This window comes from Pseudomonas sp. SLBN-26, from assembly GCF_006715895.1.
Taxonomy (GTDB): domain Bacteria; phylum Pseudomonadota; class Gammaproteobacteria; order Pseudomonadales; family Pseudomonadaceae; genus Metapseudomonas; species Metapseudomonas otitidis.
Genome location: NZ_VFOB01000001.1, coordinates 3,851,966 through 3,874,207, shown reverse-complemented (window position 1 = coordinate 3,874,207; position 22,242 = coordinate 3,851,966). Strand labels below are relative to the sequence as shown.

The 22,242-nt window shown below is 68.8% G+C and carries 22 protein-coding genes; 6 read left to right on the top strand and 16 right to left on the bottom strand.

Going from position 1 to position 22,242, the window contains the following annotated elements:
* Positions 1–106 precede the first annotated feature (106 nt).
* The 8 genes from FBY21_RS17915 to FBY21_RS17885 all read right to left on the bottom strand — a co-directional run bounded on the left by FBY21_RS17915 (position 107) and on the right by FBY21_RS17885 (position 9,243).
* Positions 107–1,057, bottom strand: a complete 951-nt coding sequence (locus FBY21_RS17915; RefSeq protein WP_142012695.1) for a lyase — start codon at positions 1,055–1,057, stop codon at positions 107–109.
* Between the two features lie 66 nt (positions 1,058–1,123).
* The gene (locus FBY21_RS29595; RefSeq protein ID WP_174244734.1) at positions 1,124–1,288 is read right to left on the bottom strand and encodes a hypothetical protein; all 165 of its coding nucleotides are present in this window, start codon (positions 1,286–1,288) and stop codon (positions 1,124–1,126) included.
* On the bottom strand, positions 1,285–2,406 hold the full coding sequence (locus FBY21_RS17910) for a PepSY-associated TM helix domain-containing protein (protein WP_142012693.1): 1,122 nt from the start codon (positions 2,404–2,406) through the stop codon (positions 1,285–1,287). Before FBY21_RS17910 ends, FBY21_RS29595 begins: the two co-directional genes overlap by 4 nt.
* A 67-nt stretch (positions 2,407–2,473) precedes the next feature.
* Positions 2,474–4,900: a TonB-dependent siderophore receptor gene (locus tag FBY21_RS17905; protein WP_142012690.1), complete on the bottom strand. Its 2,427-nt coding sequence runs from the start codon at positions 4,898–4,900 to the stop codon at positions 2,474–2,476.
* Positions 4,901–5,025: 125 nt separating this feature from the next.
* Positions 5,026–5,994 carry a FecR domain-containing protein gene (locus FBY21_RS17900; protein ID WP_142012688.1) on the bottom strand — a complete coding sequence of 323 codons (969 nt, stop codon included), beginning with the start codon at positions 5,992–5,994 and terminating at the stop codon, positions 5,026–5,028.
* Positions 5,991–6,536 (bottom strand): RNA polymerase sigma factor, encoded by a 546-nt coding sequence (locus tag FBY21_RS17895; RefSeq protein ID WP_301308356.1) that lies wholly within the window; start codon positions 6,534–6,536, stop codon positions 5,991–5,993. Before FBY21_RS17895 ends, FBY21_RS17900 begins: the two co-directional genes overlap by 4 nt.
* A 65-nt stretch (positions 6,537–6,601) precedes the next feature.
* A complete protein-coding gene (locus FBY21_RS17890; protein ID WP_044411866.1) occupies positions 6,602–7,309 on the bottom strand; it encodes a PolC-type DNA polymerase III in 708 nt (235 codons plus the stop codon).
* Positions 7,306–9,243, bottom strand: coding sequence for a putative nucleotidyltransferase substrate binding domain-containing protein (locus FBY21_RS17885; protein ID WP_142012686.1), 1,938 nt, complete (start codon positions 9,241–9,243; stop codon positions 7,306–7,308). The genes FBY21_RS17890 and FBY21_RS17885 overlap by 4 nt, the downstream gene beginning before the upstream one ends.
* Positions 9,244–9,435: 192 nt before the next feature.
* Between FBY21_RS17885 and FBY21_RS17880 the strand changes: the two genes are divergently transcribed.
* Entirely contained in the window at positions 9,436–9,951 is a 516-nt protein-coding gene (locus FBY21_RS17880) for a response regulator (protein ID WP_142012684.1), read from the top strand.
* Positions 9,952–9,976: 25 nt separating this feature from the next.
* Here FBY21_RS17880 and FBY21_RS17875 read toward each other — a convergent pair whose 3' ends face one another.
* Entirely contained in the window at positions 9,977–11,500 is a 1,524-nt protein-coding gene (locus FBY21_RS17875) for an NCS1 family nucleobase:cation symporter-1 (RefSeq protein ID WP_142012682.1), read from the bottom strand.
* A 320-nt stretch (positions 11,501–11,820) separates the two neighbouring features.
* Positions 11,821–13,998: a malate synthase G gene (locus FBY21_RS17870; RefSeq protein ID WP_044411876.1), complete on the bottom strand. Its 2,178-nt coding sequence runs from the start codon at positions 13,996–13,998 to the stop codon at positions 11,821–11,823.
* A gap of 315 nt (positions 13,999–14,313) precedes the next feature.
* Here FBY21_RS17870 and FBY21_RS17860 point away from each other — a divergent pair, with 315 nt between their 5' ends.
* The gene (locus FBY21_RS17860; RefSeq protein ID WP_074967354.1) at positions 14,314–14,766 is read left to right on the top strand and encodes a GNAT family N-acetyltransferase; all 453 of its coding nucleotides are present in this window, start codon (positions 14,314–14,316) and stop codon (positions 14,764–14,766) included.
* 25 nt (positions 14,767–14,791) lie between these two features.
* Entirely contained in the window at positions 14,792–15,310 is a 519-nt protein-coding gene (locus tag FBY21_RS17855) for a glycine cleavage system protein R (protein ID WP_044411880.1), read from the top strand.
* Between the two features lie 213 nt (positions 15,311–15,523).
* Here FBY21_RS17855 and rarD read toward each other — a convergent pair whose 3' ends face one another.
* Entirely contained in the window at positions 15,524–16,414 is an 891-nt protein-coding gene (rarD, locus tag FBY21_RS17850) for an EamA family transporter RarD (protein ID WP_044411883.1), read from the bottom strand.
* 172 nt (positions 16,415–16,586) lie between these two features.
* On the opposite strand from rarD, the gene FBY21_RS17845 reads away from it, so the two are divergent.
* Positions 16,587–17,174, top strand: a complete 588-nt coding sequence (locus tag FBY21_RS17845) for an SMI1/KNR4 family protein (RefSeq protein ID WP_044411886.1) — start codon at positions 16,587–16,589, stop codon at positions 17,172–17,174.
* A 5-nt stretch (positions 17,175–17,179) separates the two neighbouring features.
* On the opposite strand, the gene FBY21_RS17840 is transcribed toward FBY21_RS17845, so the two are convergent.
* The 5 genes from FBY21_RS17840 to FBY21_RS17820 form a co-directional block, all read right to left on the bottom strand.
* Positions 17,180–18,154, bottom strand: coding sequence for a serine/threonine protein kinase (locus tag FBY21_RS17840; RefSeq protein ID WP_142012679.1), 975 nt, complete (start codon positions 18,152–18,154; stop codon positions 17,180–17,182).
* Between the two features lie 66 nt (positions 18,155–18,220).
* A complete protein-coding gene (locus tag FBY21_RS17835; RefSeq protein WP_142012677.1) occupies positions 18,221–18,985 on the bottom strand; it encodes a TOBE domain-containing protein in 765 nt (254 codons plus the stop codon).
* 66 nt (positions 18,986–19,051) lie between these two features.
* Positions 19,052–19,780: a ComF family protein gene (locus FBY21_RS17830; RefSeq protein WP_142012674.1), complete on the bottom strand. Its 729-nt coding sequence runs from the start codon at positions 19,778–19,780 to the stop codon at positions 19,052–19,054.
* A 15-nt stretch (positions 19,781–19,795) separates the two neighbouring features.
* The gene (locus FBY21_RS17825; RefSeq protein WP_142012672.1) at positions 19,796–20,089 is read right to left on the bottom strand and encodes a hypothetical protein; all 294 of its coding nucleotides are present in this window, start codon (positions 20,087–20,089) and stop codon (positions 19,796–19,798) included.
* Between the two features lie 54 nt (positions 20,090–20,143).
* Positions 20,144–21,061 carry a LysR family transcriptional regulator gene (locus FBY21_RS17820; RefSeq protein ID WP_044411895.1) on the bottom strand — a complete coding sequence of 306 codons (918 nt, stop codon included), beginning with the start codon at positions 21,059–21,061 and terminating at the stop codon, positions 20,144–20,146.
* Between the two features lie 122 nt (positions 21,062–21,183).
* Between FBY21_RS17820 and FBY21_RS17815 the strand changes: the two genes are divergently transcribed.
* A complete protein-coding gene (locus FBY21_RS17815; protein ID WP_044411897.1) occupies positions 21,184–21,942 on the top strand; it encodes a 5-oxoprolinase subunit PxpA in 759 nt (252 codons plus the stop codon).
* A gap of 46 nt (positions 21,943–21,988) precedes the next feature.
* The gene (locus tag FBY21_RS17810; RefSeq protein ID WP_142012670.1) at positions 21,989–22,237 is read left to right on the top strand and encodes an acetyl-CoA carboxylase; all 249 of its coding nucleotides are present in this window, start codon (positions 21,989–21,991) and stop codon (positions 22,235–22,237) included.
* Positions 22,238–22,242: the final 5 nt, after the last annotated feature.

The following is a 22,242-nucleotide window of genomic DNA, read 5'->3' as shown; positions in this document are numbered from 1 at the left end:
GGGAAACACTACGCACGAAGCCGCTATGTGCCGTTTTGTGGGAGCGCCGGGATCATCGGCACCGTTCCCGGGCTGAAGCCCGGGCTACGGATCGCGCCGTGCGCGCTCACTCCTTGATCACCACCAATCGGTCGCGGTTGGACTCGGCGCCCCAGACTTCGCCGATGCGCCCGGCCAGGTGCAGGACGCGGGCGTCGGCCTGGTCGCTGGGGTAGCGGGTGAAGCGCTGGCTGAAGGGGTTGAAGCGCAGGATGGCGTTGCTGCGGAAGTCGCTCAGCCAGAGCCGGTCCTGCTCGTCGACGTACAGCGCATGGGCCTCGGCGTCGGCGCTGGGCAGCGCCCAGTGGGTCCAGGCCTTGGCCAGGGGGTCGTAGCGGCTGAGCTGGCCGCTGCCGCGCTCGCTGACCCACAGGGTGCCCTTGGCATCGCTCCAGATCCGCTGCGGGCCTTCGCCGCCGCCGGGGCTGTCGATCACCTCGGCTTCGCCGCTGGTGCGGTCGATGCGGGCGATGTGGCGGCCGTCGCGGCTGGCGTACCAGACCTCGCCGTTGGGCGTGACGGTGATGCCGTAGGGGCCGGCGCCGCGCGGAGCGGGCCAGGTCTTCAGGTCACCGTTGCGTGGGTCGAGGCGGCCATAGAAGCCGTTCTGGCCGGTGAACCAGAGCAACCCGTCCCGATCGAAGGCGGCGGCCACCAGCCCGGCGTCGCCGAGCTGGCCGGGCAGCGGGTAGCGCTTGAGCGTGGGGCCGGTGGGGTCGACACGCACCAGGGCGTTGAGGCCGGCATCGGTGATCCACGCCGCGCCGTCCTCGGCCACCACCACGCCTCGGGGGCTGGAGCCGGCACCGAGGGCCATGGGTTGGCTCTGCCCGGTGAGCGGGTCCAGCAGCCCCACCAGGCCCAGGGCGGGGGCGGTGTACCAGACCCGGCCATCGGTGGCCGGGGCCACGTCACGGGGAGCACTGCCCGGCGGCAGCGGGTAGTAGTGGACCTCGGCGGCGAAGCCGGGCAGGGCGAGCAGGGTGGCGATCAGGCCGGTGGCCAGGGCGCGGATCATGGCGACCTCCAGTCAGGAATATCTCCCTATGGACGCCTGCCCGCGCCGAGGGTTCGCCCGCCCGGCTCAGCGGCGCCGCAGGAAGGGCCGCACGCCGAGGGCGACCGGGATGCCCAGGCCGACCCAGGCCAGGGCGTCCCAGATGCCGTCGCCGAGCAGGGCGCCCACCAGGCCGATGGCGGTCAGCGCGGCCAGCATGGCGGGCACGGCGAAGGTGCGCGTCAGGTTCATGCCGTGACCTCCCGCCGGCGCGCCGGGGCACGTCGGCGTGCCCACCACAGGTAGAGCCCGCTGCCGAGCACGACGATAGTCAACACATCGAGCGCCGCCCATAGCAGTTGCATGGGCCGGCCGCCGTAGTCGCCGAAGTGCAGCGGCTGGGACATGGCCAGGGCATCCATGTACCAGGGGCGCTCACCGACCGCCGTCACCTCCAGGGTGCGTGCGTCGATCAGCACCGGCGTCCACAGGTGCGAGGTGAGGTGGCTGCTGCCTTTCATGAACACCGAATAGTGGTGCTCGCTGGAGAAGCGCGTGCCGGGGAAGGCGATGAAGTCCGCCGCCATGCCCGGCGTCGCCTTCGCGGCGATCTCCAGCAGGCGCGTGGCCGGGGCGCGGTCGGTGAGCGGCGGGGCGTCGCGGTAGGGCTCGACCATGGCGGCCAGGCTCTCGTTGCGCCAGGCGGCGATCACCAGGTCGGCGCAGGCGCTGATCACCCCGGTGACGCCGACCACCAGGGCCCAGGTGAGGGTGACGATGCCGATCAGGTTGTGCAGGTCCAGCCAGCGGGTGCGGGGGGAGCGGTCGCGGCGCACGGTGCCGAACTCCAGGCGGCGCATGAAGGGGGCGTAGAGCACCACGCCGGAGACGATCGCCACCACGAACAACAGGCCCATGAAGGCCAGCAGCAGCTTGCCCGGCAGCCCGGCGAACAGGTCCACGTGCAGGCGCAGCACGGTCATCATGAAGCCGCCGTTGGCCGAAGGCATGGCCACTGGCTCGCCGCTGCGGGCGTCGAGCATGAAGGTGTGGGAAGAGTTGGGTTCGGTGCCGGCGGTGGCGGCGGTGATGGCCACCACGCCGTTGGGCTCGTCGTCTTCCCAGCCCAGGTACTGCACCACCTCGCCGGGGCGGTGGGCTTCGGCGGCCTGCACCAGCTGCTGCAGGTCGAGGCGCGGCGCATCCGCCGGCATCTCGCGCAATACCGGGGCGTCGCCCAGCAGGTGGTCGATCTCGTGGTGGAAGATCAGCGGCAGGCCGGTCAGCGCCAGGAGCAGCAGGAAGGCCGTGCAGATCAGGCTGGTCCAGGTGTGGACGAAGGACCAGCGGCGGAGGGTGGTGGTTTTCATGATTCGTCCGGAAGCCCGAGGCCACCCAGCGGGCGGCCTCGGTAGTGCGTGGCGTGCGGCGAGGGGCTCACCACCGGTAGGTGGCGCTGGCGACGACGCTGCGCTCGTCACCGTAGTAGCAGTAGTAGCCGTCGCAGGTGGAGAGGTAGTCCTTGTCCAGCAGGTTGGTGGCGTTGAGCGCCAGCGACGCGCCGTTCAGGCTGCTGTTCAGACGCCCGAGGTCGTAGTGCACGGCGGCATCGAACACGGTGTAGGACTTGGCGAAGCCGAGCTCGCTGTTGGCCTGGTCGCCGAAGGTGTTGCCGGTGTAGCGGGCGCCGGCGGCGATGCCGAAGCCGTCGAGCACGCCGTTGTGCCAGGTGTAGTTGGCCCACAGCGAGGCCTGGCGGTTGGGCATCAGTTGCAGGCGCTTGCCCTTGTACTCGCCGTCCTGTACTTCGGATTTCGCCTGGGTGTAGGAGGCGATCAGCTTCAGGCTGTCGGTGACGTTGCCCACGACTTCCAGCTCCAGGCCCTTGACCTTCACTTCGCCGTCCTGGCTGGTGACCGGCGTGCCGTTGATGCGGTGGGTGACCGAGACGTTCTGCTGCGTCAGGTCGTAGACGGCGGCGCTCAGCAGGATGTCGCTGCCGGGCGGCTGGTACTTCACGCCCAGTTCCCACTGCTTGCCTTCGGTGGGCTTGAACGAGTCGGTCGGCGAGGCGGTGGCGTTGCTGGTGGGCTGGAAGGACTCGGCGTAGGACAGGTAAGGCGTGAAGCCGGAGTCGAACACGTAGCTGAGGGCGGCGTTGCCGCTGAAGGCCTTGTCGCGCTCGGTGTTGGTGGCATCGCCCTGGTTGAGGAAGGTGGTGCCGGTGTGCACCCAGTCCTCGCGGCCGCCGAGGGTCAGGCGCCATTGGTCGAGGGCCATCTGGTCCTGGACGTAGAGGCCGGTCTGGATGGTCTTCTGGTTGTAGTCGTAGTACGCCAGCGAGCGTGGCGGGCGGACGATGGGCTGGCCGTGCACCGGATTGTTGACGTTGATGTCCGGCGGGGCGTAGCCGTTGAAGGCGGTGCCGAAGACCGACATGTAGTCGGTTTCGATGCGCTGGTGGTCGAGGCCGAGCAGCAGGGTGTGATCGATGCCGCCGGTGGTGAAGTCGGCCTGGAAGTTGTTGTCCACCGCGAACTGGCTGATGGCCTCATCGGTGTTGGTGCTGTTGCGACCGACGTTGCCATTGGCGTCGACCACGTAGCCGGAACCGGCGAGCGAGGGGATGTAGCTGTTGACGGTGACGGTCTGGAACGACAGCTCGGACTTGGTGTAGCGCAGGTTCTGGTGGAACTGCCAGACGTCGTTGAAGCGATGCTCGAAGGCGTAGCCCAGCGCGTAGTAGGTGCGGTCGTAGAAGTCGTAGTCCGGATCGCCCAGGTTCTTGTGGTGGGAGATCTTGCCGAAGGGCATGTCGATCTTGGTGCCCTGAATCGGCCGGAACTGGCTGGTGGTGCCGGTATCGTCGCGGGTGAACTGCGAGAGCAGGGTCAGCGTGGTGTCGGGGTCGATGTTCCAGGTCAGGCTGGGGGCGAGGTTGTAGCGCTTGTTGTCGACGTGGTCGATCTGCGTGCCGCTGTCGCGCACCACGCCGCTCAGGCCGTAGAGGAACTGGCCCTGGTCGTCGATCTGGCCGGTGCTGGCGAAGTTGATCTGGCGGTGGTTGTCGCTGCCGTACTGCACCTCGATTTCATGGCGGGTCTCGGCGCTCGGGCGACGGCTGACCATGTCCAGCAGGCCACCGGGCGGCGTCTGGCCGTACACGGAGGAGGCCGGGCCACGCAGCAGGGCCAGGCGGTCCAGGTTCCAGGTTTCCGGCTTCGGGTTGGCGTACACGCCACGGGGCAACGGCAGGCCGTCGAGGAAGTGGGTCGGCTCGAAGCCGCGTACGCGCATCCAGTCGTAGCGGGTGTCGCTGCCGAAGCTGCTGGAGACGATGCCCGGCATGTACTTCACCGCGTCGTCGAGGCTGTGGACGCTGCGCGCCTGCATCTGCTCGCGGGTGGCGACGGAGATCGAACGCGGAACCTCGGCCAGGGCGGTGTCGGTCTTGGTGCCGGCGGCGGTGCGCTGGGCCAGGTAGCCGGTGGTGGGGCCCCAGGCGCTTTCGCTGGCAACGGCGCCGTCGATGTTGGTGCTCGGCAGGACCATGGTGTCTTGCGGCAGCGCGGCCAGGCTGTAGCTGCCGCCGTTCTGCACCAGTTGCAGGCCACTGCCGTTCAGCGCGGTATTCAGTGCGTCGACCGGTGAGTACTCGCCCTGCACGGGCTGCGCCGTCTTGCCGGTGGTCAGGCCCGGATCGATGCTGAGGACGATGCCGGCCTCGCTGGCGATGCGGTTCAGGGTACTGGCCAGGGGTGCGGCGGGCAGCCGGTATTGCTGGGTATCGGCGCTGGCGTGAGGCGCCAGGCTGCCTAGGAGGATGGCGCCTGCGAGCAGGCTGGGGCGGAAGGCAAACGTCATTGCGAGCGACTCCTGATAGGAAATAAGTCTCAATGACTCCTTGCCGAGCCAGGATGGAAAAGTGATAGGGGCTGTGAAAAAAAATCGGGTGCCGCACGGCGACCGCCCCCGGGCTGAAGCCCGGGCTACGGGGGCGAGAGCGTCCGGTGGGCGGGCACCACGCGGGTCCACCAGTCGGTGTGGCGCTCGATGCGCACCGGCAGGCTGGGTGGCAGCGCGGCCAGGGCCTGGTCGGTGTCGCCGAGGGGGAAGCTGCCGCTGATGCGCAGGTCGGCCACCGCCGGGTCGACCCCGAGGTAGCCACGGCGGTATTGGCCGAGCTGCTCCAGCAGGTCCGCCAGGCGGACGTTGTCGACGACCAGCATGCCGCGGCTCCAGGCGTCGGCCCCCACCGGGGCGGCCTCGCTGCGGCCCAGGGCGTCGGCCTGCATCAGCACCTGCTGGCCTTCGCCGATGATGCGTTCGTCCTCGGCCTGTGCGGGGTGTGCGGCGACGGCGGAGCGCAGCACGACCAGGCGGGTGGCCTGGCCTTCCCGGCGCACCAGGAAGCGGGTGCCGAGGGCGCGCAGTTCGCCCTGTTCAGTGGCGACCACGAAGGGGCGCGGGTCGCCGTGGGCGGTTTCGACGAGGATTTCGCCGCTGCGCAGGTAGAGCCGCCGCTGCGGCCCGTCGAACTGGATGTCGAGGGCGCTGCGGCTATTCAGGCGCACCTGGCTGTGGTCCGGCAGTTGCAACTGGCGCTGCTCGCCGCTGGCGGTCATTTCGTCGGCCAGCCAGTCCCCCAACGGGCGGTGCTGCTGGGCGAGGAGCAGCCCGAGCACGCCGGCCAGGCACAGGCCGAGCACGCTGCCGCTGCTGCGCAGGCGGCGGCGCGGGGCCTCCAGCAGGGCGTGGCGGGCCGGTGCGCTGCTGGCGGCGCCCAGGTGCGCATCCAGGCCGTTGAGCCGCGACCAGGCGAGGGCGTGCTCGGGGCTGGCGGCGTGCCAGAGGTTGAATTCGGCCCGTTCCTGGGCGCTGGCTTCGCCGGAACCGAGGCACAGCTGCCAGTGGATGGCTTCGTCCAGCACGCGGGCGGACACCGGCGCCGGGTTCATTGCGGCGCTCCGTAGAGGGCGATGTAGCACTGGCGCAGGCCCTGGGCGAGGTACTGGCGCACGCGGGGCACGGAGACGCCCAGGCGCTGGGCGATCTCGGCGTGGCCGAGGCCGTCCAGGCGGTTGTAGAGGAAGGCGGCGCGGGCCTTGGCCGAGAGGCTGCCGAGCAGGCGGTCGATCTCGCGCAGGGATTCGAGCATCAGCGCCTGTTCCTCCAGGCTTGGCTGGGTGGGTTCGGGCAGGTGTTCCAGGGCGTCCAGGTAGGCCCGCTCCAGGGCACTGCGGCGGAAGTGGTCCACCAGCAGGCCACGGGCGATGGTGGTGAGCAGGGCACGGGGTTCGCGCACCTGGCCGAGGTCGGGTTTGCCCAGCAGGCGGACGAAGGTGTCCTGGCTGAGGTCTTCGGCACGGTGGTGGTTGTCCAGGCTGCGGCGCAGCCAGCCGAGCAGCCAGGCGCGGTGGTCGCGGTACAGGGCACCGGCCAGTTCCTGGTTTGTGGGGTCCACCGACGACACGGCCACCTCCGGCTGAGTACGAATCATGAGCGAGAATGATTCGCAATTATGCCGATGGCGGCGAAGTGCCGCAATTGCAGGCCGTCGGCCGGTCAGAACCCGGGTTGCTGCTGGCGGCGTTGCTGCCGGGCGAGGGCGGCGGACAGTGCGGCGGGGCTGTCCAGCCCTTGGCGGCGGGCGTGGGCGAAGAGGATCAGGGCCATCTCGGCGGTGGCCAAGGCATCGGCACTGGCGTGGTGGCGCTGCTGCACCTGCAGGCCGAAATGCTCGGCCCACTGGTCCAGCCCGCCGTTGCGGATGCCAGCGTCGGGGCAGAGCAGGGGGGCCAGTTCGGCGATGTCGAGGAACGGGTGGCGCAGCCGCAGGCCTAGGTCCTGGCGCAAGGCGCGGGCGAGCATGCGCTGGTCGAAGGGGGCGTGGAAGGCCAGTACCGGGCTGTCGCCCAGGTAGTCCATGAAGTCCAGCAGGGCTTCGGCCGGCGCCAGGCCGGCGGCGGAGACGCTGGGGGCGATGCCGTGGATGAGCACGGCGGGGGAGGTGGCGGCGTTCCGGTACAGGGTCGCTTCGAAGCCCCGTCCGAGGGGAATGGCGCCGGCCTCGATGCTCACCGCGCCAATGGACAGCACCAGGTCGCGGCTCATGTCCAGGCCGCTGGTCTCCAGGTCGAGCACCACGAAGCGCTGCTCGGCCAGGGGCCGGTCGTCCAGCGCCTGGGGCGCGGGCAGGGCGTCGCGGCGCTGCTGCTGGTCGTCTGTCAGGGCCGGGCGCTGGCGCCGGGTGAACCAGGAGAAGGCATTCATAGCTGGTAGCGCAACGCCAGGCTGGCCTGCAGGCGCTGGGCCTGGCGGAAGGACTCGCGGAGGATGCGCCGGTCCAGGTGGTTGAGGCTGTCGGGGTTGAGGTGGTTGGACAGCGGGAGCCCCTGGCGGGCCTGTTGCTGGTGCTGCTGCATGCGGGTCTGCTGGATGAAGTGGTAGGCCTCTTCGAAGGCGGCGCCGTCCTGGGCGTCGATCACCTCGCGCTGCACCAGCTGGCGCAGGCGGTCGAGGGTGTTGCCGCTCTCGATGCCGTTGGCCAGGGCCAGCAGGCGGGCGCCGTCGACGAAGGGGGTGAGGCCCTGGACCTTGAGGTCGAGGGTGTCTTTCTCGGCGCCCTTGCGGGCCACCACGAAATCACGGAAGCGCCCCACCGGCGGGCGCTGGCGCAGGGCGTTCTCGGCCATCATGCGCTGGAACAGGCTGTTGTCGGCGACCTGCGCGAGCATCTCGCGGCGCAGCTGGTCGCAGCCGTCGTGCTCGCCCCAGACGGCGCGCAGGTCGAAGTAGATGCTGGAGGCCAGGAGGTTCTCGGGGGTGGCCTCGCGGATGAAGCCGGTGAAGCGCCGGCGCCATTCGTTGCGCGACAGGCACAGCTCGGGGTTGCCGGCCATGATCCGCCCTTTGCACAGCTCGAAGCCGCAGGTGGCGAGGGCCTGGTTGATGCGTTCGGCCAGCGGCAGCAGGCGCCCGCGCAGCAGGGCGGCCTCGGCGTCGTCGGTGGCTTCGAAGAGGATGCCGTTGTCCTGGTCGGTGTGCAGGGTCTGTTCGCGGCGCCCTTCGCTGCCGAAGCAGAGCCAGGTGAAGGGCACGCCGGGGTCGCCCATCTCTTCCAGGGTCAGTTCGATCACCCGGCACACGGTGTGGTCGTTGAGCAGGGTGATGATGTGGGTGATCTGGGTGGAGCTGGCGCCGTGGGCGAGCATGCTGTCCACCAGGCGGCGGATGTCGGCGCGCAGGGCGGCGAGGGTTTCGACGCGACCGGCATGGCGGATGGTGCGGGCCAGGTGCACCAGGTCGACCCGCTGCAGGGAGAACAGGTCGCGCTCGGAAACCACGCCCTGCAGGCGACCGTCCTCCACCACGCAGACGTGGGCGATGTGGCGCTCGGTCATGGCGATGGCGGCGTCGAAGGCGCTGGCGCCGGGCGGCAGGTGGAAGGGTTGCTGGGTCATCAGCTCGGCGATGGGCTGGTCGAGGTCGGCGCAGGCGTCGGCGATCACCCGGCGCAGGTCGCGCAGGGTGAAGATGCCCACCGGGCGCTCGTCGCCCTGGACGATGACGATGCTGCCCACCTGGCTCTCGTGCATCAGCCGCACCGCTTCGCGCAGGGGCATGTGCGGCGGGCAGGCCACCGGCTGGCGCACGGCCAGCTCCGCCAGGCGGGTGTCGAGGGAATACTGGGCGCCGAGGGTTTCCACCGCGCGCAGCTGTACCTGCTGGTTGACCTGGTCCAGCAGGCTGCTGACGCCGCGCAGGGCGAAGTCGCGGAAGGGGTTGGAGAGGGCGAACAGCTTGACGAAGCCTGCCTTGTCCAGCAGCAGGCAGAAGGTGTCTTCGCCGGCCAGGTGCTCGGTGCGGGTGGCGCGCTCGCCCAGCAGGGCGGCGAGGGGGAAGCACTCGCCGGTGGCGATCTCGAAGGTGGTTTCGGTGCCGCGCTTGGCCGAATGCGGGCGCTCACCCACAACCCGGCCCTGCTTGACGATGTAGAAGTGCTCCACCGGCCCGTCGCCGGGCTTGATGATGGAGTCGCCGCGCCCATAGAAGCGCAGCAGGCAGTGCTCCACCAGGAAGGCCAGGTGGGCGCTTTCCATCTGGTTGAAGGGTGGGAACTTCTGCAGGAACTCCATGGTGCCGTGGACGTTCTGCATCACCGCGAGCTTGCCCGCCTGCTCGAAGGCGTTGCCTGTCGTGCTCATGCCGTGCTTCCGCGTGTCTCTTGTTGTCCCGGCATGGTCGTGGCTGGGGGCCGGGGCTGCCCATTGGACGTAAGTATAGGAAGGGGCGGCGACCGTCCGGCGGGCCAAGGGAACTCCGCCGAAGCGGCGTTATCCCACCCTAGTTGGCCGTCCATGAGGTGGACGGGCCGGGAGTCGGGCATAGGTGACGCGATGAGTTACGGCGATCTGCTCAGTGAAGAAGAACTGCTCGCGCTGGACGAGCTGGTGCGCGGCCCGCACCAGGCGTCGGTGCTGCTGGTGGACGGCGACGATGCGCTGTATCCACGGCTGGCCGCTGAGCTGCAGGGGCTCGGCTTGCGCTGCCTGCACGCGCCCGGCCGTGCCGAGGCGCTGGAGCTGCTGGCCTCGCGCTCTTCCATCGGGTTGCTGGTGTGCGCCCTGCACCTGCCGGACGGCAGCGGCCTGGAGCTGGTGCGCCAGGTGCGCCAGTCGGCCCGCGCCAGCCTGCCGGTGGTGATGATGGCGGGCGATGCGACGGTGCAGGATGCGGTGGAGGCCTTGCACCTGAAGGTGCTGGACTTCCTGCTGGGGCCGCCCGACCTGGCCCACCTGACCACCCTGGCGCGCAATGAGCTGGGGACGCCGCCGGAGCCGAAGGTCGTCCGGAGGCGGCCCAGGCCGAAAGAAGCGGCCGTCGAAACCTGCCTCGCCCTGAAGAGCGCCTGAGCCGAGCGGCCCAGGCGTTCTTCGTTCAGTGGTGGACGCTGTCCACCGCGATGGATTCCCCCGAAACCTCCACGAACGGCTGCCGGCGATCGGCGAGCGCGACGTGGATCAGTGCCGCCAGCCCGGCACCGAAGAACCAGGAGAAGTGCGACAGGCTCTCGAAGGCCGGCAGCAGCGCGAGGACGATGGCGATCAGCGCCGAGGGGGCGAAGGCGGCCAGGGCCCGCAGGTTGATGCCGCGGTGGTAGTGGTAGGCCGCCTCGGGGGCCTCCGAGTACAGCTCCGGCAGGTTCACCCGGCCCCGGCGCACCAGGTAGTAGTCGGCGACGATGATGCCGTACAGCGGGCCGAGCAGGGCGCCCAGGCCGCCGAGGAAGTAGAGGATCACGCCGGGGCTGTTGTAGAGGTGCCAGGGCAGAATCACCACGGCCAGGGTGGCGGCCAGCAGGCCGGCGCGGCGGAAGTTCAGCACGCGCGGGGCCAGGTTGGTGAGCACGTAGGCCGGGGCGACGAAGTTGGCCATGATGTTCACCGCCACGGTGACGATCAGGAAGGCCAGGCAGCCGAGCACCAGCAGCCCGGTGTGGGGGATGGCGGCGACGATGTCGGTGGGGCTCTGGATCAGCGTGCCGTCGAGGCTGAACTGGGCCCCGGCGAGGACCACGGCGATCAGCCCGAACAGCAGCATGTTCACCGGCAGGCCCCAGAAGTTGCCCTGGCTGATGGTGCGGCGGTCCGGGCAGTTCCGCGAGAAGTCGCAGAAGTTGAGGATCATGGTGCCGTACAGGCTCACCCACAGCGCGGCGCCGCTGAACACCTTGAGCCACAGGCCGGCGCCTTCGGCCTGCTGGCCGATGGACCAGCTGATGCGCAGCCCGGCGCGGATGTACATCCAGCTGGCCAGCGCGGCGACGGTGACCAGGATCACCGGCCCGGCGAAGGACTCGTAGCGCCGCACCATTTCCATGCCGTAGGCGAAGATCAGCAGCTGCACGCACCAGATGCCGAGGAAGGTCAGCCAGCCCAGGGTGGACAGGCCCAGCAGGCTGTCCTGGTCGTAGGCCCGCAACTCCGGCGCCAGGGCGGTGAGCAGCACCCGCAGCACCACCGAGGCGAGGTAGGTCTGGATGCCGAACCAGGCGATGGCGATCACCGCGCGGGTCAGCGCCGGCAACTGGGCGCCGTGGATGCCGAAGGCGATGCGACACATCACCGGGTAGGGCAGGCCGGTCTTCTGGCCCATGTAGCCGGAGAGGTTCATCAGGCCGTAGATGAGCAGGGCACCGAGGGCGAAGGCGGCGAGGATCTGCGCGCCGCTCATGCCGAGGGCGAACAGGCCGATGGCGAAGGAGTAGTTGGCGATGTTGTGGACGTCGTTGGTCCACAGCGCGAAGAGGCTGTAGCGCCCCCAGCGGCGCCCCTCGGCCTTGGTGGGGGCGAGGTCGGCGCTGTAGAGCCGGGGGCTGAGGGCGGCTTGCTGGGGTGAGGCGGCGGTGGGCGCGGTGGCGGCACCGGGTGCAGCGGCGACATGGGCGGGGGTTGGGTTCATGGTCGGCTCGGCCTGTATGCACGGTTTGTTTGAGTTGTGTGCAATTGCGAGTTCCATGCCACTTTCCGGGCGTTGGCGCTCATCTGCGTGCTGCGCGTGCTCTCACGCCAGGTGTGGCGAGGGCTGCCGGGAAAGAATTGAATTTTCCTTTTCTATCATTGACTTGCGAGTCAGTTTTGGCGTGCCCAGTCGCGGGGCGCTTTGGGTTTTTTGTACACAAAATTGTGCGCAGGCGTTACGCAAGCCCATGACGGCGTTGGAGGTGGGGCGCATAAAAAAACCGCCCCGGAGGGCGGTTTCTTCAACGCGGTGCGCCGTGCTTACAGGCCGTTCTTGGCCTTGTACTCGCGGCGACGACGGTGCAGCACCGGCTCGGTGTAGCCGTTGGGCTGCCGGGTGCCTTCGACCACCAGTTCCAGGGCGGCCTGGAAGGCGACGTTGTCGTCGAAGTTCGGCGCCATCGGGCGGTAGAGCGGGTCGCTGGCGTTCTGGCGGTCCACCACGGCGGCCATGCGCTTGAGGCTTTCCTCGACCTGCTCGCGGGTGATCACGCCGTGGCGCAGCCAGTTGGCCAGCAGCTGGCTGGAGATGCGCAGGGTGGCGCGGTCTTCCATCAGGCCGACGTCGTTGATGTCCGGCACCTTGGAGCAGCCGACGCCCTGGTCGATCCAGCGGACCACGTAGCCGAGGATGCCCTGGGCGTTGTTGTCCACTTCGTTCTTGATCTCCTCGGCGGTCCAGTCGGTGCTGGGAGCCAGGGGGATGGTCAGGATGTCGTCCACGGAGGCCGGGGTGCGTTTGGCCAGTTCGGCCTGGCGGGCGAACACGTCGACCTTGTGGTAGTGCAGCGCGTGCAGGGTGGCGGCGGTGGGCGAGGGGACCCAGGCGGTGTTGGCGCCGGAGAGCGGGTGGCCGATCTTCTGCTCCACCATCGCGGCCATCAGGTCCGGCATGGCCCACATGCCCTTGCCGATCTGCGCGCGGCCTTGCAGGCCGGTGGCCAGGCCGACGTCGACGTTGTTGTTCTCGTAGGAGCCGATCCACTTCTCGCTCTTCATGGCGGCCTTGCGCACCATGGCGCCAGCTTCCATGGAGGTGTGGATTTCGTCACCGGTGCGGTCGAGGAAGCCGGTGTTGATGAACACCACGCGCTCGGCAGCGGCCTTGATGCAGGCCTTCAGGTTGACGGTGGTGCGGCGCTCCTCGTCCATGATGCCGACCTTGAGGGTGTTGCGCGGCATGCCCAGCACGTCTTCGACGCGGCTGAAGATCTCGGTGGCGAAGGCGACTTCCTCCGGACCGTGCATCTTCGGCTTGACGATGTAGACCGAGCCGGTGCGGGTGTTCTTGCGGCTGGTGTTGCCGTTGAGGTTGTGCAGGGCGATGAGGCTGGTGAACAGCGCGTCCTGGATGCCCTCGGGCACTTCGTTGCCAGCGGCGTCGAGGATGGCCGGGTTGGTCATCAGGTGGCCGACGTTGCGCACGAACAGCAGGCTGCGGCCGTGCAGGGTCAGCTCGGAACCATCGGCCTTGGTGTAGACGCGGTCGGGGTTCATGGTGCGGGTGAAGGTCTGGCCGCCCTTGCTGACTTCCTCGGCGAGGTCGCCCTTCATCAGGCCCAGCCAGTTGCGGTAGACGACGGTCTTGTCGTCGGCGTCGACGGCGGCGACGGAGTCCTCGCAGTCCATGATGGTGGTCAGGGCGGCTTCCATCAGCACGTCCTTGACGCCAGCGGCATCGGTCTGGCCGATGGGGCTGGTGGGGTCGATCTGGATTTCGAAGTGCAGGCCGTTGTGCTTGAGCAGCACGGCGGCGGGCTTGGCAGCGTCACCCTGGAAGGCGATGAACTGCGCGGCGTTCTTCAGGCCGGTCTCGCTGCCGTTCTTCAGGCTCACGGCGAGCTGGCCGTTCTTGACGGTGTAGGCGGTGGCGTCGACGTGGGAGCCGGACTCCAGCGGCGCGGCTTCGTCGAGGAAGGCGCGGGCGTAGGCGATGACCAGGTCACCCCGGACCTTGTTGTAGCCCTTGCCCTTCTCGGCGCCGTTGGCTTCGCTGATCACGTCGGTGCCGTAGAGCGCGTCGTACAGCGAGCCCCAGCGGGCGTTGGCGGCGTTCAGGGCGAAGCGGGCGTTCATCACCGGCACCACCAGCTGCGGGCCGGCCATGCGGGCGATTTCTTCGTCGACGTTCTGGGTGCTGGCCTGGAAGTCGGCCGGTTCGGGCAGCAGGTAGCCGATTTCCTGCAGGAAGGCCTTGTAGGCCACGGCGTCATGGGCCTGGCCGGCACGGGCCTGGTGCCAGGCGTCGATCTTGGCCTGCAGTTCGTCGCGTTTGGCGAGCAGGGCTTTGTTCTTCGGCGCGAGGTCGTTGATGACCTTCTCCGCACCGGCCCAGAACGCGTCGGCAGCGATGCCGGTTCCGGGGATGGCTTCGTTGTTCACGAAGTCGAACAGGACTTTGGCGACCTGCAGGCCACCGACTTGAACGCGCTCAGTCATTGCTTGCCTCACTCTGCTCAATATCCGCTCTGGACCGTGCCTGAAAGCTTGTAGTCCGAGCCGCGGCATACTACATGAACCCGTCACAAAAAACAGGGTCGGGCGTCGCTATGCGACCGAAAAACCACTTACGGTCACTGCGGGGCAAGAATGTTCTCAAAAAACCGATAGATTGTTCCAGATAAATCTTCAAACCGTACACGATCACGATTTTCGCGGCGCTGCGACCCGGCGTCGCAGCATCTGACAGCGTCATCAGCCACTACCTTCAGCTCTTTTCTATACTGCCTCCACTACAAAAAAAGGAGCCCCACCATGACGGTACGCGCTGCGACCGCCGCTGACCTGGATGAGCTGAGCCAGTTGTTCAGTGGTTACCTGGACTTCTACCGGGTGCCCCGCCCGCTGCAGGAGATCCGCCACTTCCTCGGCGAGCGCCTGGAACGCGGCGATTCGGTGATCCTCATCGACCGCGACGAATCCGGGCATGCCCAGGGGTTCGTCCAGCTCTATCCCTTCATGTCCTCCCTGGCGTTGGCACCGGCCTGGCTGCTCAGTGACCTGTTCGTTGCCCCTTCGGCGCGCCGTCTGGGGGTGGGCGAACGGCTGATGAACGCCGCCCGCGCCCATGGCGAGGCCACCGGCGCCTGCGGCCTGCAGCTGGAAACCGCGCGGACCAACCTGGCCGGGCAGGCGCTCTACGAGCGGCTCGGCTACGTGCGGGACGAGGTGTACCTGACCTACTGGCTGAGCCTGGATCGCCGCTGAGCGACCCCGCACCAAGGAGACCGACATGCACCATCTCGTACTCACCGTGATCGCCGCCGACCAGCCCGGGCTGGTGGAGCGCATCGCTCAGTGCATCGCCACCCATGGCGGCAACTGGCTGGAAAGCCGCATGGCGCGGATGGCCGGGCAGTTCGCCGGTATCCTGCGGGTGGCCGTGCCCGCCGAGGGCCAGGGCAAGCTGGTGGCGGGCCTGCAAGGGCTGGAGACGCACGGCATCCGCGTGATGCTGGCGGACAGTGGCACCGAGCCGGCCAGCGGCTGGCAGACCATCCACCTGGAGCTGGTGGGCAACGACCGCCCCGGCATCGTCCGTGACATCACCCACCTGCTGTCCCGCCACGGGGTCAACCTGGAGCAGTTGCAGACCGAGGTGGTGCCGGCGCCCATGAGCAGCGAGCCGCTGTTTCGCGCCGAGGCCACCCTGGCCGTGCCCCTGGCGCTGTCGCTGGATGACCTGCAGGCGCAGCTGGAAACCCTGGCCGATGACCTGATGGTGGAACTGACGCTCAACGCCGACGCTTGAGGCTTACCCACGGAAAACCGGGGCAAGCCTGTGGACAAGTTGGGGATGCTCCGCCGCAGGCCTTTCCAGGCGTGGGCTGCAGGCGGCTGGTCGGAAACTGATCAGCTCGCCGGGCTTGTGCACATCCGCCGTGGACGGGCCTGTGGATAAGCTCGGGATCGACGGCTGCAGCCCCCGCCAGCAGCGGCGTGCAGCCCATCGTTCACTTATTGCTCAACCCTGGTTGCGGCGCAGGGTCATCCAGGCATCGACGCTGTAGATCGCCAGGCCGGCCCAGATGCAGCAGAAGGCCACCAGCTTGTTCGGGTCGAAGTGCTCGCCGAACAGGAAGATCGCCTGCAGCATCACCAGGGTCGGCGCCAGGTACTGCAGGAAGCCCAGGGTGGTGTAGGGCAAGTGGCGGGCGGCGGCGTTGAAGCACACCAGCGGCACCAGGGTCACCGGGCCGGCGGCCACCAGCCAGAGGGCCTGCGGGTCGCTCCAGAACCCCGCCTGGCCGGTGCTGGCCTCCGGGTGCAGCAAGAGCCAGCCCAGGGCCAGGGGCAGCAGCAGCCAGGTCTCCACCACCAGGCCCGGCAGCGCAGCCACCGGCGCCTGCTTGCGGATCAGCCCATAGAAACCGAAGGTCAGCGCCAGGGTCAGCGACACCCAGGGCAGCGCGCCCACCTGCCAGATCTGCTGGGCCACGCCCACGGCCGCCAGGCCCACCGCCAGCCACTGCAGGCGGCGCAGGCGCTCGCCGAGCAGGAGCATGCCCAGCAGCACGTTCACCAGCGGGTTGATGTAGTAGCCCAGGCTCGCCTCCAGCATCCGGCCGTTGTTCACCGCCCAGACGTAGACCAGCCAGTTGCTGGCGATCAGCAACCCGCTGGCGCCGAGGATGGCGAAGCGACGCGGGTTCTCGCGCAGCTCCCGCCACCAGCCCGGGTGCTTCCACACCGCCAGCAGCAAGGCGCCGAACAGGGCGGACCAGATGGCCCGGTGGGTGATGATCTCCAGGGCGGGAATGCGCTCGAGCAGCTTGAAGTAGATCGGGAAGAGTCCCCAGATGACATAGGCAGTCAGGCCCAGGGCATAGCCCCGGCGGGGATTGGCGGTGGCCATCAGGCGTCCTTGGTTCGGCAGGTAGAAGGAAGCGCGCCATTTTAGGGCGCGCGCTGGCGCTTGTCTGTGACGTTGCGGTCGGCACCGGGTTCCGTGGCGGCATGGGAGGGCGGTCGCGGCAATGCTGCCCGGCGGCTGGCACACTGCACGCCGGTTTCCCAAGGAGTGCGCCATGACCGTCGTCGAACGCTACCTGCAAGGCCTGGAGCAGGCCCTGCCCCCCGAGTCCCGTCAGCGCCTGGGCCAGGCCCTGGGGGCCACGCCCGCCCAGCTGGAGGCGCTGCGTGCGGCCTATCCCCAGGTGCCCGACAGCCTGCTGGCGCTGCTCCGGCGCATCAACGGCACCTACTGGCAGGACCATGGCGGGGTCATGTTGCAGGAGCTGATCCTCGGCTCGGACGTGTTCGAGTACCCCTATTACCTGCTCTCGGTGGAGCAGATGCTCGCCGAGCGTCGCCGTACCGACAGCATCCTCCAGGTCTACGACGGCTACCTGGACGAGTTTCCGGAGCTGATCGGCGCCGGCATCGACCCGGCGCTACCGATGGATCGCCGCCTGTGCTTTTCCCACTGCATGAACAATGGCGGCACCTCGTTGCTGTACCTGGACTTCGACCCGGCGCCGGGCGGTGCGGTGGGGCAGGTCGTGCGCTTCCTGCACGACCCCGATTCCTACGCGGTGATCGCGCCGAGCTTCGAGCGCTACCTCGAACAATTGATGGAGGACGGCTACGCCTTCGTCTTCGACGAGGACGAGTGAGGCCCTCAGAACAGCCTGAGCGGCTCCTCGTCCAGGACCGCCAGTTGCTCGCGCAGGGTGAGCACCTGGTCGCCCCAGTAGCGTTCGCTGCCGAACCAGGAGAAATGCATGGGGAAGGCCGGGTCGTCCCAGCGGCGGGCGATCCAGGCGCTGTGGTGCATCAGGCGCAGGGCCCGCAGGCCTTCGATCAGCGGCAGCTCGCGGGGGTCGAAGTCGTGGAACTCCTGGTAGCCGTCCATCAGCTCGGAGAGCTGCCCCAACCGCTCCTGGCGTTCACCGGCCAGCATCATCCACAGGTCCTGCACGGCAGGGCCCATGCGGCAGTCGTCCAGGTCGACGACGTGGAACGCCTCGTCGCGGCACAGCAGGTTGCCCGGGTGGCAGTCGCCATGCAGGCGGATGGGGCTGTAGCGCACCTCGGCGAACAGTTTGTCGAGGCGCTTCAGCAGGTCGCGGGCCACCGATTCGTAGGCCGGCAGCAGGCCCTTGGGGATGAAGCCACCTTCCAGCAGCGTCTGCAGCGAGGCGTGGCCGAAGTTATCCACAGCCAGCTGCTCGCGGTGCTGGAACGGCCGGGTCGCGCCCACGGCGTGCAGGCGGCCGAGCAACTGGCCGAGGCGGTAGAGCTGGTCGAGGTTGCCCGGCTCCGGGGCGCGGCCGCCGCGACGGGGGAACAGGGCGAAGCGGAAGCCGGCGTGCTCAAACAGCGTCTCGCCCTCGCAGCGCAGGGGCGCCACCACCGGCACTTCGTGTTCCTCCAGCTCCAGGGTGAAGGCGTGCTCCTCGCGAATCGCGGCGTCGGACCAGCGCTCGGGCCGGTAGAACTTGGCGATGAGGGGCGCGCTGTCCTCGATCCCCACCTGGTACACGCGGTTCTCGTAGCTGTTCAGCGCCAGTACCCGGGCATCGCTGAGGTAGCCCAGGCTCTCCACGGCATCCAGGACCAGGTCGGGGGTGAGGGCGTCGAAGGGATGGGACATGGGGCGGCTCCAGCGGATGGGCGCACAGTCTAGCGGGTCGCGCGCCGGCCTGCCGAAACCACCGGGCTAGAGTGCCGTGCCCAGCAGCACCTGGCCGGGGTCGAACAGCACCCGCGCCAGCTGGCCGGGCTGCAGGCCGTCGGCGGCGAGGCGGGCCGGCTCGGCCAGGGCGCAGAGGGTCTGGCCGCTGCCCAGGGCGATGCGCACCTCGCTGGGGCCTTCCGCGTCGGGGACGATGGCCTCGATCCGGCCCTCAAGGGCGTTCAGGTGGGCATCCGCGGGCGCGTGCAGCGGGCGCACTTCCAGCCAGCCGGCCTTCATCAGTGCGACCACGCCGACACCCAGGGCCAGCTCCAGCTTCTCGGTGCTGTCGTGGGTGATCTGCGCCTTCAGCCGGGCGCCACCGGGCAGTTCCATCTCCACCAGGTCGTTGCGGCCGTGGGCCTGCAGGCCGACCACCTTGCCGCTGAGCTGGTTGCGCGCGCTGGTGCGCAGCATCAGGCGGCCCAGGCGCTCCAGGTCCTGTTCGTGCTCGGCGCTTTCCACCAGGCGTGCCTGCAGGCTTTCCAGGCGCTTGAACAGCGCCAGCAGGCGCTCACCCTCGGCGGACAGGCGCGCTCCGCCGCCGCCCTTGCCCCCCACGCTGCGCTCCACCAGCGGCTTTTCGGCGAGGTTGTTGAGCTCGTCGATCGCATCCCAGGCGGCCTTGTAGCTGAGGCCGGCGGCCTTGGCGGCACGGGTGATGGAGCCCTGGATGGCGATCTGCTCCAGCAGCGCCATGCGCTGGGGGCGGCGGGTCAGTTGCTGGGTGAGGGGGATCAGCTGGCTCATGGTGGTCGGGGCCCGGTGGACATGGCGCGCAGGCTGAGTGAGCGGGGCGCGGTCGTCAAGCGCCTGTCAGGGCACGCTGCCCGGCTTGGGCGTGCGGGCCAGGCAGTAGACGTCCACCCGTACGGCACCGGCGCGCTTGAGCAGGCGGGCGAGGGCGTGGGCGGTGGTGCCGGTGGTCAGCACGTCGTCCACCAGGGCCAGGTGCAGACCGGCGGGGCGCGCGCGGGGTGCCAGGGCGAAGGCCCGGCGCAGGTTGCGTCGCCGGGTGGCGGCATCCAGCCCTTGCTGGGCCGGGGTGTCCAGGGTGCGCAGCAGCCAGCCGGCCTCCACCTTCAGGCGCAGCGAGCGGCCGAGCCAGTCGGCGAGCATCTGCGCCTGGTTGAAACCCCGCGCCCGCTGGCGTGCCCGTGCCAGGGGCACCGGCAGCAGCAGGTCCGGCAGCGCTTGCCGGGTGTGCCGCAGGTGGTCGGCGAACAGCTCCGCCAGCAGGCGCCCGGCAGGCCAGTCGGCACGGTGCTTGAAACGGGTGACCAGGGCGTCGAGGGGGAAACTGTAGCGCCAGGGCATGCAGGCGCTGTCGAAGGCCGGTGGCCGCCGCTGGCATCCGCCGCAGAGCAGCCCGTCGGCCGGCAGGGGCAGGGCGCACTGGCGGCAATGGCCGGCCAGCCAGGGCAGGTCGAGCAGGCAGCCGGGGCAGATGGGGTGGACGTCATCGCCCTCCAGGGTGGCCAGGCACAGCTGGCAGCGGGCCTGGCTGCGCGCCAGGCGGCGAAGCCGGTGGAGGAGTCCGTCCATGGTGGTCCTTCGGGGTCAATGGATGAGCCAGCTCATCACCACCAGGCCGAGCAGGGTGAGGATGAGGCCGCTGATGATGCCCTTCCTCGCCAGGGCGCGGATGCCGGACACCAGCAGCATCAGTCCGATGAACAGCACGACGAAGCTGAACAGCGAGGTATCCATTCCGATGGCCCGTGCCAGACCGTGGAAGAAGTCGTCCATTGCCGACCAGATGCCGCCGAGCAACCCGGAGAGCAGGTCGACGATGAAGCGGATGGCGCGGCCCAGCACCTCGCCGAGCCAACCGAAGAAACCTTCTGTGCCCATGGTGGATCCTTGCGTGGGGGATTCGGCCATTGGATTCGTGGCGGCGACGGGGGTTCAGCGTCGCGGGCTGTTCACCTGCGGCGCCAGGAAGGAATGCCGGAAGTACTCGCGGAATGCCTGCATCGGCTCATTGAAGACGCGGTCCCGGCGCCAGGCGAGCCCGACGCTCATCGAGGGCACCGCGTCGGTCAGCGACAGGGTTTCGATGCGCCGTCCCTCCAGGGACCAGGGGCGGTAGACCAGGTCGGACAGGATGGCGACGCCCGAGCCGTTGGCCACCATGCTGCGAACCGCCTCCACCGAGCTGGTGCGGAGGATCACGTTGGGGCGGAATTCGGTGGCTTCCCAGTAGCGCAGGGCGGTCTGGTCCGCCTCGTCCACGGTCAGCAGGATGAAGGGCTCGGGGGCCACGTCGGCGAGCCCGACGGAGACCCGTTCGCTGAGCGGGTGGCGGTTCGGCAGCCACAGGCGCCGTTCGGAGCTGAACAGGGTCTCGGCGGCGATGTCCGGGTGGCGCAGGTTGGCGGTCAGCACCACCGCCATGTCCAGCGAGCCGTCCAGCAGGCCGCGCTCGATGGCCTGGCGCTCCTGCTCGTGGAGGTCGAGCCGGATGCCCGGGTACCACTGAGCCATGCGCTGCAGGTGGTAGGGCAGGAAGTAGCCCATCACCGTGTAGCTGGCGGCCACCTTCAGGCTGCCTTCGAGGCTGGTGTCCGGCAGTGGGCTCTTCAGGGCGTCCTCCACGCTGCGCTGGATCGAGTAGGCGTGGTTGAGGAAGTGTCGGCCGCTGTCGGTGAGGGTCATGCCCTGGGGGGAACGGATGAACAGGCTGACGCCGAGCAGGCTCTCCAGCTCCTGGATGGCACTGGTGACGGCCGACTGCGAGATGTTCAGGTGGATCGCCGCCTGGGATATCTGCCCGACTTCGGCGGTGGCGATGAAGTAGCGCACCTGGCGCAGGGTGAATGACATGGGAACGCCCTTGGGTATCGATTTTTCAGATATCAGTGTATCGAATAATAGATCTTCCCAATGCCTCGCCCCCGCTCTTAACGTCTCGCCATCGATAGTCGAGCGCACGAGGAGAGCAGCGGATGATCGAGGTCGACCTCAATTCGGACCTGGGCGAGGGTTTCGGGCCCTGGACCATCGGCGATGGTGTGGATGCCCAGCTGATGCCCCTGATCAGCAGCGCCAACATTGCCACCGGCTTCCACGCCGGTGACCCCAACATCATGTCGCGCACCGTCGAGCTGGCGAAGCAGCATGGCGTCGGGATCGGGGCTCACCCCGGCTTTCGCGACCTGGTGGGGTTCGGTCGCCGGCACATCGCGGCGCCTGCGACCGAACTGGTCAACGACATGCTCTACCAGCTGGGCGCGCTGCGGGAGTTCGCCCGCCTTCACGGGCTGGCGTTGCAGCACATCAAGCCCCATGGCGCGCTCTACATGCACCTGGCCCGCGACGAGGAGGCGGCTCGCCTGTTCGTCGAGACCTTGCAGCGCGTGGACCCGACCCTGTTGCTGTTCTGCATGGACGGTTCGGCCACCTGTCGCTGGGCCGAGGCCCTGGGCCAGCCGGTGGTGCGTGAGTTCTATGCCGACCGCGAGTACGACGTGACCGGCTCCATCGTGTTCATCCGCCGGGTCACCGCGTGGGACCCGGACCAGGTGGCCGAGAAAGTCCTGCGCGCCTGCCGCGAAGGGCAGGTGCGGACGGTGAATGGCCAGGACATCCCGATCCGCTTCGATTCGATCTGCATTCACAGCGACACACCCGGTGCTCTGGCGCTGGTCCAGCGCACCCGGGAGCGCCTGGCCGCTGCCGGGATCGCTGTACGCGCGCCCCGCTGAACCCCTGCCAACGCCTGCCCAGACAATGACGACAAGAGGAAAAGACATGGCTGAACATCAGGTACTTTCGCCGCTTCCCGGCACCTTCTATCGCAAGCCCGCCCCCGATGCCGCCGACTACGTGCGTGTCGGCGAGCGTGTTGACGTGGGCGCCGTGCTGGGGCTGGTGGAGGTGATGAAGCAGTTCTCGGAGCTGACCACCGAGGTCGCCGGCACGCTCGTCGCCTTTCACGTGGACGACGGTGATCCGGTAGAGCCTGGCCAGTTGCTGGCCGTGATCCAGAGCGACGACTGAGGAGG